Genomic DNA, 13,532 nt, shown 5'->3' on the forward strand with positions numbered 1-13,532 from the left:
GTCAGCCGCGCAGGAACTCCAGGAGGATGTCGTTGACCTCGGCGGTGTGGGTGGTGAGCATCCCGTGCGGTGCGCCCTCGATCTCGGCGTAACGCGCGCTGGGCAGGGCCTGGGCGAAGCGGCGGCCGGTGGCGTCGATCGGGAGGATGCGGTCGGCGGTCCCGTGCACGATCAGGGCGGGCACGTCGATGCGCGTGATGTCGGCGCGGAAGTCCGTGGGCCAGGTGAGGGGAGCGGCGGCCGAGGCGATGGCGCCCGAACCGGCCGCGATGTTCCAGGCGTTGCGTACGGCTTCCTCGCTGATGCGGCTGCCCAGGTTCTCGTCGAGGTTGAAGAAGTCCTGGTAGAAGCTGGTGAAGTAGGCGTAGCGGTCCTTCTTGACGGTTTCGGAGATGCCCTCGAAGAACGACATGGGCGCCGCGCCGTCCGGGTTGTCGTCCGTCACGGCCAGGAAGGGTTCGAGAGACCCCAGGAACACCGCCTTCGCGACCCGCGCCGAGCCGTGCAGGGACAGATAGCGGGCCACCTCGCCGGTGCCCATCGAGAAGCCGGCCAGGACCGCCTCGCGCAGGTCCAGGGCCTCCATCAGGCTGTGCAGGTCGGCGGCGAAGGTGTCGTAGTCGTAGCCGGTCGCGGGGTGGCTCGACCGGCCGAAACCGCGCCGGTCGTAGGTGATGACCCGGTGCCCGGCCGCCAGCAGCGCCGGTACCTGGCCCTCCCAGGAAGTGCCGTCCAGCGGAAAGCCGTGGATGAGGACGACGGGTTGTCCCGCCCCCTTGTCGTCGTAGTGCAGTGCGATATCGGTGCTGTTCTCACTGCCGACCGTGATGCGCCCCATGGTGAGTCCTTCCGGCCCCTGATCTCCTGACGGGCCGTCACTATAGGACCGGTTCGGGCGGAATCTCCATGGCGCCACGGGCTCCCGGGGCCGCTCCCCCGGCCACGTCGCGGGAACGGTGTAATGGCCTGCGAGCACGCCGTCGAAAGGCCGGTCCATGAGCCCAGCACCGCACCCCCGCGACACACCCGACGCCCTGCGGCGACGCCTGGGCACGACGGACGCCGTGGTCATCGGCCTCGGCTCGATGATCGGCGCCGGCATCTTCGCCGCGCTCGCCCCGGCCGCGCGGGCGGCGGGCTCCGGGCTGCTGATCGCCCTCGCCCTGGCCGCCGTGGTCGCCTACTGCAACGCCACCTCCTCCGCCCGGCTCGCCGCCCGCTACCCGGCCTCCGGCGGCACCTACGTCTACGGCAGGGAACGGCTGGGCGCGTTCTGGGGCCATCTGGCCGGCTGGGGGTTCGTGGTCGGCAAGACCGCCTCGTGCGCCGCCATGGCCCTCACCGTCGGCGCCTACGCCTGGCCGGGACAGGAACGCGCCGTCGCGGTCGCCGCCGTCGTGCTGCTGACCGCCGTCAACTACGCGGGCGTACGGAAGTCCGCCCTGCTGACCCGGGCGATCGTGGCGTTCGTCCTGGCCGTGCTGCTCGCCGTCGTCATCGCGGCCCTCACCTCCTCCGGCGCCGACACCGCGCGGCTCGCCCCCGGCACGGACACCGGCGCCGCGGGCGTACTCCAGGCGGCCGGTCTGCTGTTCTTCGCGTTCGCCGGGTACGCGCGCATCGCCACCCTGGGCGAAGAGGTGCGCGACCCGGCCCGCACCATCCCGCGCGCCGTCCCGCTCGCCCTCGGCATCACCCTGGCCCTCTACGCGGCCGTGGCCGTCGCCGTCCTCGCGGTGCTGGGCCCGGCCGCCCTCGCCGAGTCCACCGCGCCCCTCACCGAGGCGGTCCACGCCGCCGGAGCCGACCGGCTGGCCCCGGTGGTACGCGTCGGCGCCACGGTGGCCGCGCTCGGCTCGCTCCTCGCCCTCATCCTCGGTGTCTCGCGCACCACCCTCGCCATGGCGCGCGACCACCACCTGCCGCACGTCCTCGCCGCCGTGCACCCCCGCTTCCGGGTCCCGCACCGGGCGGAGGTGTGCGTCGGCGCCGTCGTCGCGGTGCTCGCCGCGACGGCCGACGTGCGCGGCGTCATCGGCTTCTCCTCCTTCGCCGTCCTCGTCTACTACGCGGTCGCCAACGCCTCCGCCCTCACCCTCACCGCGCACGAGGGCCGGCCGCCCCGGGCCGTCCCCGTCCTCGGCCTGGCCGGCTGCCTGCTGCTGGCGTGCGCGCTGCCCGCGGCCTCCGTCCTCACCGGCACGGCGGTTCTCGCGCTCGGGGCGGCGGTGTACGGGATCCGCCGGGCGGCGGCACGGTAGCCGCGCCGCCACGGAGGGAGTCCGTACCGTCGAGGCTCTTCCCAACCGCCCCACGGGTTCCTACCGTTGCGCCCCATGAGCGCCCCCGTCGCCCCACCCGGCTGGAGCCGCTGGCTCGTTCCCCCGGCCGCACTGTCCGTCCATCTCTCGATCGGCCAGGCCTACGCCTGGAGCGTCTTCAAGCCGCCCCTCGAATCCGCCCTCGGCCTCAGCGGCACGCAGAGCGCGCTGCCCTTCCAACTCGGCATCGTGATGCTGGGCCTGTCGGCCGCGTTCGGCGGCACGCTGGTCGAACGCCACGGCCCGCGCTGGGCGATGACCGTCGCCCTGGTCTGCTTCTCCTCCGGCTTCCTGCTCTCCGCCCTCGGCGCCGCCACCTCCCAGTACTGGCTGATCGTGTTCGGCTACGGAGTGGTCGGCGGCATCGGCCTCGGCATCGGCTACATCTCCCCGGTCTCCACCCTCATCAAGTGGTTCCCCGACCGGCCGGGACTGGCCACCGGCATCGCCATCATGGGATTCGGCGGCGGCGCGCTGATCGCCTCGCCCTGGTCGGCCCGGATGCTCGACTCCTTCGGCGCGGACCACACCGGCATCGCTCTCGCCTTCCTCGTGCACGGGCTGACGTACGCCGTCTTCATGACGCTCGGCGTGCTGCTGATCCGGGTGCCGCGCCCCCGCCCCGCGCCCGCCGGCGCACCTTCCCCGGCCGGACCCGGCACCGGCGGCGACCTCCGGGTCTCGGCCCGCAGCGCCGTCCGCACCCCGCAGTTCTGGTGTCTGTGGGTGGTGCTGTGCATGAACGTCACGGCCGGCATCGGCATCCTGGAGAAGGCCGCGCCGATGATCACCGACTTCTTCGCGACCTCCAGCGCCCCGGTCACCGCCTCCGCCGCGGCCGGCTTCGTGGCGCTGCTCTCCGCCGCCAACATGGCCGGACGCCTCGGCTGGTCGGCCACCTCCGACCTCATCGGCCGCAAGAACGTCTACCGCGTCTACCTGGGCGCCGGTGCGGTCATGTACCTGCTGATCGCGCTGTTCGGCGGCACGTCCAAGCCGGTCTTCGTGATCTGCGCCCTGGTGATCCTCTCCTTCTACGGCGGCGGCTTCGCCACCATCCCCGCCTACCTCAAGGACCTCTTCGGCACCTACCAGGTCGGCGCCATCCACGGCCGGCTGCTCACCGCCTGGTCCACCGCGGGCGTCCTGGGCCCGCTCATCGTCAACTGGCTCGCCGACCGCGAGGCGGCGGCCGGCAAGGACGGCCCCGACCTGTACGCCCTGTCCCTGGCCATCATGATCGGGCTGCTGGTGATCGGGTTCCTCGCCAACGAACTGGTCCGCCCGGTCCATCCGCGCCACCACCTGCCCGCCCCCGCCGCCCCGCCCGCACCGAAGGAGGCCGCCCATGGCACGGACAGCCGCCGGCCCTGACCCGCACGACCCCCCGGCCACCCCACCCGGCCGGCGGGCGCTGATCGTCTTCTCCTGGTTGTGGGTGGGCATCCCCCTGGCCTGGGGCCTGTACGAACTGGCCCGCAAGGCGACGCAGTTGTTCACCGGCTGACCTCCCGGCCCGGTGCGTGGCGGCCTCTTCGGGACCGCCGGGCACCGGGCATACTCCGGTGCGGGACGATCCGCGACCGGGCAGCGGAAGGGAGTGGTGGCGCCGGCCGTCGAGGCGGTGTTCCGCCCGGAGCGCACGTATCTGCTCTCGCTGGGCAGCGCCCAGGGGAACGCCCATCTGCACTGGCACGTCGCCGGGCTGCCGCCCGGCACCCCGTACCGGCAGCAGCAGTTCCACGCGCTGATGACCGAGAACGGCGTCCTGCCGGTGACCCGGGAGGAGACGGCCGCTCTCGGGGCCAGGCTGCGGGCGGCGCTCGGCGGCCGCTGACCGGCCGGGGGTCAGCCGGCCGGGTGCAGTGAGCGGATGCGGTCGTCCAGTTCGGTGCGGAAGAACTCGATGAAGCCGTCCGGGTCCGGGCCCGCGTTCTGCATCACCAGACGGTCGTAGCCCGCGTCGACGAACGGGCGGACCACCTCGATGTACCGGGCCGCGTCGGGGCCGCAGGCGAAGTGCCCGCGGATGTCCTCCTCCCGCACGGTGGCGGAGGCCGCGGCGAAGTTCACCGGGTTGGGGAGTTCGCTCATCACCTTCCAGCCGGTGAGCGCCCACCGGCTGGTGTCCAGCGCGGCCCGCACCGCCGTGTCCTCGTCGGGGGCCCACGCCATCGGCACCTCGACGTAGCGCGGACCGCCGCCGCCCGCCTCCCGGTAGTGGCGGACCAGGTCCTCGCGGGCCTCGGTCGCGAACAGCCCGTCGCCCAGCTCCGCCGCGATCCGGGCGGCCCGTTCGCCCCCGGCGGCCACCGCGAGCAGCGGCGGGCTCGACGGCAGATCGAACACCCGGGCGTCCTCAAGCCGCAGATGCCGGCCCTCGTACGAGCGGTATCCGCCCTGCCACAGCAGCCGGATGATCTCCAGCGCCTCGCGCAGCATCTCGTGCCTGACCCGCACCGAGTCGGGGAAACCCCGGCCCACGACGTGCTCGTTCAGCCGCTCACCGGAGCCGACGCCGAGCGTGAACCGGCCCTCGGACAGCAGCGCCAGCGTGGCGGCGGCCTGCGCGATGATCGCCGGGTGGTAGCGGACGGTGGGGCAGGTGACCCCGGTCGCCAGACCGATCCGCTCGGTCCGCGCGGCGATCGCGCCCAGCACCGTCCAGGCGAACGGCGAGTGGCCCTGGTTGTCCAGCCAGGGATGGTAGTGGTCGCTGATCTCCACGAAATCGAATCCGGCCCGCTCGGCGAGCACCGCCTGCCGCACCAGTTCCGCCGGGCCGTACCCCTCGGCCGCCAGCTTGTATCCGATCTGCATCCGACTCCCTCGTCCGCTCCCGGTCCGTGTCCCTCGCCCGCCCCACCGCACGGTGCCAGGCACGCCGGAACGGCCCCGGCCGACAGGCCGCCGGGGCCGTTCCTCTCCTCCCAATGGCCCCGCGCGGCGCGGGGCCCCGTCAGCGGGTGCGGTAGGCGTCGACGATGGTCTGGACGGTGCGGTGGCCGTCCGGGTCGACGGCGGTGGCACGCAGCGACACCGAGCCGCCGGCGGGCGGGTTGTCCACCGCGACCGCCCCGATGTCACCGGCGCCGTCGTGGACGGTGTGCCAGCTTCCGCCGCCGTCCACCGACACCTCGACGGTCAGGGACGCCGCCGTGCCGCCCTGCACCGACAGCGGGACGGGGAACCCGGCCGTGCCGCCCGGGGCGGTGTTGTCCGCGGCCAGCTCCGGGGCGTAGCGCACGGCCAGCGGGCCGGTGACCGGCTCGGGACCGGTGGTGGTGTCCGAGCGGAAGGTGTGATCGACCGTCACCTCGGTGGAGACGTCGGTGTATCCGAGGTCGGCGCGCGAGGCGGTCGAGACGATCCGGTACTCGGCCTCACCGGCGGGCAGCCCGAAGGCCAGGTAGCCGGCGTGTCCGGCGAGGTCGCGCACCAGTTCGCCGTCGCGGTAGACCCGGGTACGGCCCTGGAGCGCTTCGCCCCAGCCGTCCTCGGCGCTGCCCGGGACGAAGAAGGACAGCTGGCCCCACAGCAGGTTCCCGTCACGGACGAACGCCGCACCGGCGGGGTGGGCGGGCCCGAAGACACCGGAGTTGAGGGTGACGGTGTGCTCCTGGCCCGGGGCGAACTCCCGCTGCGCGTCGCGTGCGGTCTGCGCCAGCATCCCGTCCGCGTCGTACTGCGAGGCGGTGATGCCCCACGGGACGCCGGACTGGAGGTACAGCGCGACACTGCCGGGCAGCTCGGTGTCGGCCCCGAGGCCGAGCCCGAAGCCGGGGGAGACGGCGCCGACGTAGCCGGTGGAGCCGGGCAGCCGGGTACCGGCCTCCGCGGTGACCTCGGCGACGTCCGCCGGCGTCGGATGGTTGGCCAGGCCGGTCGGGAAGGGGCCGGTGAGCGCGCGGTACCCGTGGTACTGCTCGCCGTCCGGCCCGGTGTGGAAGGAGGCCAGCGACAGGCTGAACCCGTCGTGCCCCGCGCCGGGGATCGCCAGGGAGCCGACGCCGTCCCGCGGCGCGCCGAAGTACCACATCCAGAAACCGGAGTCGGGGGTGGCGTAGGCGGTGGCGAGTTCGTTCGGCACGGCCGCCGGATCGGGCGCGGTGAAGTCCAGCGACTCGGTCTCGCGCAGGTCCACCTGGAGCGTGGTGGCGGCGTCGAGTGTCATCACCGGGGCCAGCGCCCAGTCGGTGCGCGCGTCGTCGGGGCCCGCGTCCCAGGGGCTCGGGGCGAGGACCTCGACGAGGTAGTCGCCGGCCCGCACCTGCCCGGTGGCGACGCCGTCCTCGCTCAGCACGTTGAAGCCGTCCTGGTCCCCGACGACGAACAGCCGGGCACCGTCGGCCGGGTTGCCGTCCCGGTCGGTGATCTCGACGGTGATGTCGATCAGTTCGGGTTCCAGGGTGAGGGACCCGGCCGTACGGATCCGCTGGTCTCCCGCGGTACCGGTGACCACGAGACCGTAGTGGCCGGCCGCCGAGGCGGGGACCGTCGACGGGTCGGCGGTGACCTCGACGGTGGCCGTGCCGCCGGCGGGTACGGTCACCGTGTCGGCGCCGAGGGTGAACAGCTTCTCCGGGGCGCCGCCGGACAGGTCGAGATCCAGCGTCAGATCCTGGTCCCCGGTGTTGCGGTAGGTGATCTCCCGGGTGATGCGGTCGGCGCCGCCGTACGGGAAGGGCACCGTGCCGAAGTCGAGCGCGGCCGATCCGGCGGTGAGCGTCTGGTCGAGGGCGCGCGCGATGTCGAGGCGGCCGGTGCCGGTGCGGGCCGGGGCGGCGTCGATGGCGGTGGCCGAGCCGACGAGCGTGCTCTTGAGTTCCGCGCCGGTCAGCTCCGGGTGCCGCTGGCGCAGCAGGGCGGCGGCGCCCGCGACGTGCGGGGTGGCCATCGAGGTGCCGGAGAGTCCGACGTACCCGTCGGTCACCGGTGTCCCGGTGAGCTCCGCCTCACTGCCGGAGGAGAGGGCCGCCACGATCTCCACACCCGGTGCGGAGAGGTCCGGCTTGAGCGCGCCGTCGCGCTCGGGCACCGGGCCGGCCGAGGAGAAGCCGGCGACGGTGTCGTCGCGGTCCACGGCGCCGACGGTGAGGGCATCGGCGGCGATGCCGGGGGAGCCCACGGTCTCCTCGTCCGGGCCCTCGTTGCCGGCGGCGATGACGAAGAGCACGTCCTCGTTCGCCTCGGAGAGCTGGTCGACGGCCTCCACCAGCGGGTCGTGCCCGGGCCAGGCGGTGGCGCCGAGGCTCATGTTGACGATGTCGGCGCCCTCCTCGACGGCCCACTCCATGCCGGCGATGATCCACGAGTCAAGACCGCCGCGCTCGCCGAGGACCTTGCCGATCAGCAGGTCGGCGCCGGGCGCGACACCCCGGTACGTGCCGCCCGAGCGGTCGCCCGACCCGGCGGCCGTGGAGGCCACATGGGTGCCGTGGCCCTCGGCGTCGGCGGTGCCGTCCTCGTCGGTGAAGTTGGCGCTGTCCCGGATCCGGTCGTCGAAGTCGCCGTGCTCGGCGTCGATTCCGGTGTCCAGGACGGCGATGGTCACCCCGCTGCCGTCGTACCCCGTCTCCCAGGCGGTGCCGGCGCCGATCTGCCCGGTGCTGTGCTCCAGGCTCGGCTCGCGCACCCGGTCCAGCGAGACGGCCTTGATGCCGGGGGCGGCGGTGGGGGAGAGGGTGTCCTCGGGACCGGGACCGGATTGCGTCACGGTCTCCCAGAGGGTGGTGGTGCTCTCGTCCTCCACGGTGAGCGCGTCGGCCGACGCGGCGTCCAGCCGGGCCCGGACCTCGATGCCGTCGCTGGCGTGCAGGGTGTCCGTCACGGCCCGGGAGCCGTCCTCGTAGGAGACGATGAGCGGGGTGCCGTCGAAGGAGCGGTACGCGTCCCGGGTCAGCTCGCCGACGTCGAACAGCGCGGCGTCCAGCGTCCCTTCGGCGATCAGCGCCTCCGCGTCGAAGGGCACGACCTGGGTGGAGCCGCCGTGCTGCGCCACGCGTATGGGTATGTGCTCGCGTCCCTCGCCGCGCTGGACGGCGCTCACCGCACCGGTGCTGTCCAGCAGCACCCGGTCACCGGTGATCAGGGTGAGGGTGGTGCCCGCGGCGGCGCCGGGCGGGGTGGACGGCGCCACGGCGCCGGTGGGGCCGGCGGTCAGCGCCAGTACCGTCCCCGCGGCGAGGGCCACCGCGATCGTTCTCGACTTCCGTGCTTTCAACGAACCTCCCGGGCAGGACTGCGTGAACGCCAGGGAAGGTAGCCCGGAACCGGAGGGGTTGGTTTCGGTTGGTCGTTACCCGGCCACAATCGGCGGGATCAGGGCAGCACCACCGGGACGGACAGCCGCAGCCGGGCGGGCGGCGGGGGCGGGACGGCGCGATCGGTGGTCATGTGGGTGCGCAGCACGTCCATGGCGGTGCCGCCCAGGTGGGCGCCGTCGACGTCGATGGAGGGCATGGCGGAGAAGCCGAGCGCGTCGGCCACCGGGCGTTCGATGGTGACCGCCATGTCGTCGGGGATCCGGATGCCGCGGGCGCCGAGGGTGAAGACGATGCCGAGGCCGAGCGCGGTGGCGTACGGGATGACGGCGGTCGCGCCGCAGGTCGCCACCGCGGGGGCTATCCGGGTACCGGCCCCGAAGGTGGGCGGCAGCGGGCCGAAGGCGGTCAGCACCGCCGAGGTCTCCTCGGTGACGGCGCGCACCGCCGCCATCCGGCGGCCGTTCTGCCAGGAGCGGTCCGTGCCGCCGACCAGGGCGATGTGCCGGTGGCCGCGCTCGACGAAGTGCCGGGCCACCGCCGCGAAGGCGGTGGCGGTGTCGGCCACCACCGAGGGCACGCCGGGGAGTTCGCGGTCGATCAACACGGCCGGTTTGTATCCGCAGGAGGCCGCCACCTGGGCGTCCGAGCCGCGCGGCGCGGTCAGCAGGAACCCGTCGACCTGGGCCGAGAGTCTGGCCAGCGCCGCCACGTCGGCGTCCGTCTCCAGGCCGTTGACCACCACGGTGAGCTGAAGCCCGCTGTCGGCGGCGCGTTGCTGGGCCCCGCCGACGATCGGGGGGAAGAAGGCGTTCTCCAGGGTGGGGACCACGACGGCCACCACTCCGGTACGGCCCCGGGCAAGGGCGGAGGCCGCGCGGTTGGGCACGAAACCGAGCCGCTCGGTCACTTCGCGGACCCGCACGGCGGTTTCGGGCGCCACGAGCGCGGGCCGGCCCAGCGCCCGGGAAGCCGTGGACTTGGAGACTCCCGCGAGCCGGGCGACATCGTCCAGCGTTGGCACACGACCCCCATAGCGATCCGGCACCGTCACGGTGACCTGAAGGAATATTACACAGAGTTACGCGGGCGTCTGCAACATTTACATATCGTTAGGGAGCACCGCTGGAGAAGTTCCGCAGTCGGACACTACTGTCACCACAACCGGTTGCACAACCGATTGCGCAACCGGTTGCGTTGGGCCGTCGCAGACACCACCACCCCCACCCCACCGTTGTGGCGCCGGTCGAGAACCGCCCCGTACCACCGAGAGAACCCACCGAGAAACCACATGATCCGTTCGCGCCGCATCGCGCTGGTGCTGCTGCTCCCCGGGCTCGTCCTGCTGGTCGCGGGCGTGGTGATACCCGCGCTGACCATGCTGCTGTCGCCGCCGAGGGTCTCCACGGGCGAGGTCTTCGACCGGCTCGGCCGCATGCTCAGCGACCCCTACGACCTCACCATCATCTGGCGGACCCTGCGCGTCGGCCTGACCGTCACCGGGCTCTGCCTCGCCCTCGGCTTCCCCACCGCCTATCTGCTCGCCCGCTCCCGCTCCCGCTGGGCCGGGGTGCTGCTCGCCCTCGCGATCTTCCCGCTCCTGCTGAGCAACGTCGTGCGCACCTACGGCTGGCTGGTCGTCCTCGGCCGCAACGGCGTCGTCGGGCAGACCATCGAGGCCCTGGGACTCGCCGACCCCGCGCCCCAGCTCCTCTACACCGAACTCGCCGTCGTGCTCGGCCTCACCCAGCTCTTCCTGCCGCTGGCCATCATCACCTGCTACTCGGCCGTCGCCCAGGTCGACGCCAACCTCGACGAGGCGGCCCGCGGCCTCGGCGCCGGGCGCATGCGCACCCTGTGGAGCGTCACCATCCCGCTGTCGATGCCCGGCATCGCCATGGCGGCCACCCTCGTGTTCGCCGGCGCCGTCACCGCCTACACCACGCCGTACCTGCTGGGCGGCTCCCGGCAGACGATGCTCGCCACCCAGCTCTTCCGGTACTCCGGCGTCAGCCTCGACTGGGCCGCCGCGTCCGCGACCGCCCTGATCATGACCGTGCTGGTGCTCGTCGTCTACAGCCTGTCCACCGCAATCACCCGGGCGAAGGCGGTCTCCCGATGAAGCGTTCCAGCCCCATCGCCGCCACCCTGGCCTTCCTCGGCTACGTGGTGATGATCGTGCCCATCCTGTTCGTGGTGGCCACCGCGTTCACCGACGGCGACGCCCTCACCTTCCCGCCCGAGGGCCTCTCGCTGCGCTGGTTCGAGGCGGCCGTCTCCTACGAGCCGTTCACCCGGGCCCTGGTCTCCAGCCTCCAGCTCGCCCTGATCTCCACCGTGCTCGCGCTGGGCATCGGCATCCCGGCCACCCTCGCCATCATGCGCGGCCGGCTGCCGGGGAAGACGGTCGTCGAGGGACTGTTCCTGTCCCCGCTGATCCTGCCCGAACTCGTCGTCGGTCTCGCCCTCTTCCAGCAGTTCATGATCCACCTGGAACTGGACAACTTCCGCACCCTGCTCATCGGGCACACCGCGATCCTGCTGCCCTACACGGTCCGGGTCACCGGCGCCTCGCTCGCGCTGGCCGACCCCGCGCTGGAGGACGCCTCCCGGGGCCTGGGCGCCTCGCCGTGGCGCACCTTCTGGACGGTGACCCTGCCGGTGCTGCGGCCCGGCATCATCTCGGCGGCGCTGCTGAGCTTCGTCACCTCGTTCAACAACGTGCCGATCTCGCTGCTGCTCCAGTCCCGCGACTTCCGCACCCTGCCGGTCACCATGCTCGACTACGTGCAGCAGAACTACACCCCGATCGTCGCCGCCATGTCCACGCTGCTGCTGGCCGGCACCGTCGTACTCGCCTTCGCCGCCGAGCGGATCCTCGGCTTCGCCCGCATCTTCGGAGGGATCAACCGATGACCACCGCCGCCGAGTTCGTGGCGGTCAGCCGCCACTTCGGAGACTTCACCGCGGTCGACGGCCTCGACCTGACCATCCGCGAGGGCGAGCTGACCACGCTGCTCGGCCCCAGCGGCTGCGGCAAGACCACCTCGCTGCGGATGCTCGCCGGCTACCTCGCCCCCAGCGAGGGACAGATCTTCATCGGCGGCGAGGACGTCACCGCCACGCCGCCGGAGAAGCGGGGCCTGGGCATGGTCTTCCAGTCCTACGCCCTGTTCCCGCACATGAGCGTCGCCGACAACGTCGGCTACGGGCTCAAGCTGCGCAAGGTCCCGCGCGCCGAGCGGGCCCGGCGGGTCGCCGAGGCCCTCGAACTGGTCGGCCTCGGCCACCTCGCCGACCGCCGCCCCAAGGCACTCTCCGGCGGCCAGCAGCAGCGCGTCGCGCTCGCCCGCGCCATCGTGATCCGCCCCCGGCTGCTGCTCCTGGACGAGCCGCTGTCCAACCTCGACGCCCGGCTGCGCGTGCAGATGCGCGACGAGATCCGCCGCATCCAGGCCGAGGCCGGCCTCACCGTCGTCCTGGTCACCCACGACCAGGAGGAGGCGCTGGAGATGTCCGACCGGATGGTGGTGATGAACGGCGGCCGGGTGATGCAGGAAGGCCCGCCCGACGAACTGTTCCCCGCCCCGGCCAACCGGTTCGTGGCCGAGTTCCTCGGCTACCAGAACTTCCTCGAACTGCCCGGCCGGGGACTGGTGACCGTCCGCCCCGAACTGCTCGCCCTGCACGCCGAGCACCGGGAGACGGCCGGTGACGGCGCGGCCCCGGCCCGGGACGCCGCCGTTCCCGCGACGGTCACCTCCATCGCCTACCGGGGCGTGGACCTGCGGGTCGCCCTCGACGCGGTGGACGCCACCGGCGCCACCGTGCCGCTGATCGCCTCGGTCCGCCGCGACGCCATCGACTCCCGGGACCTGCCGGCCCTGCTGCCCGGTGGCCGGGTCACCGTCAGCGCCGACCCCGGTCATCTGGTGCCGCTCGGCGCCTGAAATCGTGGACGGCCGGCCCGGATCCGTCCCGCACCTCTCCACCCGCTCCACCGCACCAACCCCGCACCACCAGAAAAGCGAGGCTCACGGACATCATGGCAATACCGAAGCTGCGTGGCGGCGTGCTCGCCGCCGGCACCACAGCGGCCCTGCTCACCCTCACCGCCTGCGGCTCCGGGTCCGGCCCGGACTCCGGATCCGGCGAGAGCGGCGAACTGGCCGGCTCCACCATCGTGGTCAGCACCTTCCCGTTCGGCGTGGAGGACTTCCAGACCAACATCGTGGAGCCCTTCGAGCGGGCCACCGGCGCCAAGGTCGAGATCGACAGCGGCAGCAACGCCGACCGCCTCACCCAGCTCCAGCTCTCCGGCGGCAACCCGGGCGTGGACGTGATGCTGATCTCCGACACCTTCGCCGCCCTCGGCCAGGAACAGGACCTGTTCCAGCGGTTCGACGCCGACGACGTGCCCAACCTCGCCGAGCTGAACGAGTTCGCCGTGGACGACGCCTACGCGGGACCGGCCTACACCTACCAGCTCAACGGCATCCTCTACCGCTCGGACGAGATCACCGCCGAGGAAGCCGCCGAGTGGTCGCTGTTCGAGGACCCCGCGCTCGCCGGCAAGGTGGCGCTGCCCGACATCTCGGCGACCGCCGGCCAGCTGACCGTCTCCGGCATCGCCGAGGCCTACGGCAGCGGCCCCTACGACGTGGACACCGCCTTCACCACCATGGGTGACTGGGCGCCCGACGTGCTCCAGTTCTACACCTCGACCACCGAGGTCTCGAACCTGATCACCCAGGGCGAGATCCTGGCCGTGCCGACCATCATCGGCTTCGTCCCGCCGCTGGTGGCCTCCGGCCAGCCGATCGGCTGGATCCCGCCGAACGAGGGCCGTTACATGGCGACCAACCGGCTGATGATCCCCGAGGGCGCCCCCAACCTGGAGGGCGCGTACGCCTTCATCGACTACATGCTCTCCCAGGAGGCCCAGGAG

Annotated in this window: 12 protein-coding genes; 8 read left to right on the top strand and 4 right to left on the bottom strand. The window is 72.8% G+C overall.

The window, feature by feature from the left end:
- Position 1: 1 nt before the first annotated feature.
- Positions 2–838 (bottom strand): alpha/beta fold hydrolase, encoded by an 837-nt coding sequence (locus ACFV5N_RS15590; protein ID WP_385599292.1) that lies wholly within the window; start codon positions 836–838, stop codon positions 2–4.
- A 157-nt stretch (positions 839–995) separates the two neighbouring features.
- On the opposite strand from ACFV5N_RS15590, the gene ACFV5N_RS15595 reads away from it, so the two are divergent.
- The 4 genes from ACFV5N_RS15595 to ACFV5N_RS15610 all read left to right on the top strand — a co-directional run bounded on the left by ACFV5N_RS15595 (position 996) and on the right by ACFV5N_RS15610 (position 4,158).
- The gene (locus tag ACFV5N_RS15595; protein ID WP_385599294.1) at positions 996–2,261 is read left to right on the top strand and encodes an APC family permease; all 1,266 of its coding nucleotides are present in this window, start codon (positions 996–998) and stop codon (positions 2,259–2,261) included.
- 75 nt (positions 2,262–2,336) lie between these two features.
- Positions 2,337–3,695: an OFA family MFS transporter gene (locus ACFV5N_RS15600; RefSeq protein ID WP_385599297.1), complete on the top strand. Its 1,359-nt coding sequence runs from the start codon at positions 2,337–2,339 to the stop codon at positions 3,693–3,695.
- Positions 3,670–3,828, top strand: a complete 159-nt coding sequence (locus ACFV5N_RS15605) for a hypothetical protein (RefSeq protein WP_385599300.1) — start codon at positions 3,670–3,672, stop codon at positions 3,826–3,828. The genes ACFV5N_RS15600 and ACFV5N_RS15605 overlap by 26 nt, the downstream gene beginning before the upstream one ends.
- A gap of 96 nt (positions 3,829–3,924) precedes the next feature.
- Complete coding sequence (locus tag ACFV5N_RS15610) at positions 3,925–4,158, top strand: hypothetical protein (protein WP_385599303.1); 234 nt, start codon at positions 3,925–3,927, stop codon at positions 4,156–4,158.
- Between the two features lie 11 nt (positions 4,159–4,169).
- On the opposite strand, the gene ACFV5N_RS15615 is transcribed toward ACFV5N_RS15610, so the two are convergent.
- From ACFV5N_RS15615 to ACFV5N_RS15625, 3 genes are all read right to left on the bottom strand, one after another.
- Positions 4,170–5,141: a TIGR03557 family F420-dependent LLM class oxidoreductase gene (locus ACFV5N_RS15615; protein WP_385599305.1), complete on the bottom strand. Its 972-nt coding sequence runs from the start codon at positions 5,139–5,141 to the stop codon at positions 4,170–4,172.
- Positions 5,142–5,280: 139 nt separating this feature from the next.
- Positions 5,281–8,544 carry a S8 family peptidase gene (locus tag ACFV5N_RS15620; protein ID WP_385599308.1) on the bottom strand — a complete coding sequence of 1,088 codons (3,264 nt, stop codon included), beginning with the start codon at positions 8,542–8,544 and terminating at the stop codon, positions 5,281–5,283.
- Between the two features lie 98 nt (positions 8,545–8,642).
- Positions 8,643–9,608, bottom strand: coding sequence for a LacI family DNA-binding transcriptional regulator (locus tag ACFV5N_RS15625; RefSeq protein WP_385599311.1), 966 nt, complete (start codon positions 9,606–9,608; stop codon positions 8,643–8,645).
- Positions 9,609–9,875: 267 nt separating this feature from the next.
- On the opposite strand from ACFV5N_RS15625, the gene ACFV5N_RS15630 reads away from it, so the two are divergent.
- The 4 genes from ACFV5N_RS15630 to ACFV5N_RS15645 all read left to right on the top strand — a co-directional run.
- Complete coding sequence (locus ACFV5N_RS15630) at positions 9,876–10,706, top strand: ABC transporter permease (RefSeq protein ID WP_385599314.1); 831 nt, start codon at positions 9,876–9,878, stop codon at positions 10,704–10,706.
- Positions 10,703–11,500 (top strand): ABC transporter permease, encoded by a 798-nt coding sequence (locus tag ACFV5N_RS15635; protein ID WP_385599317.1) that lies wholly within the window; start codon positions 10,703–10,705, stop codon positions 11,498–11,500. The genes ACFV5N_RS15630 and ACFV5N_RS15635 overlap by 4 nt, the downstream gene beginning before the upstream one ends.
- Positions 11,497–12,534 carry an ABC transporter ATP-binding protein gene (locus ACFV5N_RS15640; protein WP_385599320.1) on the top strand — a complete coding sequence of 346 codons (1,038 nt, stop codon included), beginning with the start codon at positions 11,497–11,499 and terminating at the stop codon, positions 12,532–12,534. Before ACFV5N_RS15635 ends, ACFV5N_RS15640 begins: the two co-directional genes overlap by 4 nt.
- A 95-nt stretch (positions 12,535–12,629) precedes the next feature.
- The coding region (locus tag ACFV5N_RS15645) for an ABC transporter substrate-binding protein (RefSeq protein WP_385599323.1) at positions 12,630–13,532 on the top strand (903 nt) is incomplete at its 3' end.

The organism is Streptomyces sp. NPDC059853 (assembly GCF_042731495.1).
Lineage (GTDB): Bacteria > Actinomycetota > Actinomycetes > Streptomycetales > Streptomycetaceae > Streptomyces.

Bases quoted from the DNA above. Each gene is read 5' to 3' on its own strand.
- ACFV5N_RS15590 (WP_385599292.1), bottom strand. From the start codon at position 838: ATGGGGCGCATCACGGTCGGCAGTGAGAACAGCACCGATATCGCACTG.
- ACFV5N_RS15595 (WP_385599294.1), top strand. From the start codon at position 996: ATGAGCCCAGCACCGCACCCCCGCGACACACCCGACGCCCTGCGGCGA.
- ACFV5N_RS15600 (WP_385599297.1), top strand. From the start codon at position 2,337: ATGAGCGCCCCCGTCGCCCCACCCGGCTGGAGCCGCTGGCTCGTTCCC.
- ACFV5N_RS15605 (WP_385599300.1), top strand. From the start codon at position 3,670: ATGGCACGGACAGCCGCCGGCCCTGACCCGCACGACCCCCCGGCCACC.
- ACFV5N_RS15615 (WP_385599305.1), bottom strand. From the start codon at position 5,141: ATGCAGATCGGATACAAGCTGGCGGCCGAGGGGTACGGCCCGGCGGAA.
- ACFV5N_RS15630 (WP_385599314.1), top strand. From the start codon at position 9,876: ATGATCCGTTCGCGCCGCATCGCGCTGGTGCTGCTGCTCCCCGGGCTC.
- ACFV5N_RS15635 (WP_385599317.1), top strand. From the start codon at position 10,703: ATGAAGCGTTCCAGCCCCATCGCCGCCACCCTGGCCTTCCTCGGCTAC.
- ACFV5N_RS15640 (WP_385599320.1), top strand. From the start codon at position 11,497: ATGACCACCGCCGCCGAGTTCGTGGCGGTCAGCCGCCACTTCGGAGAC.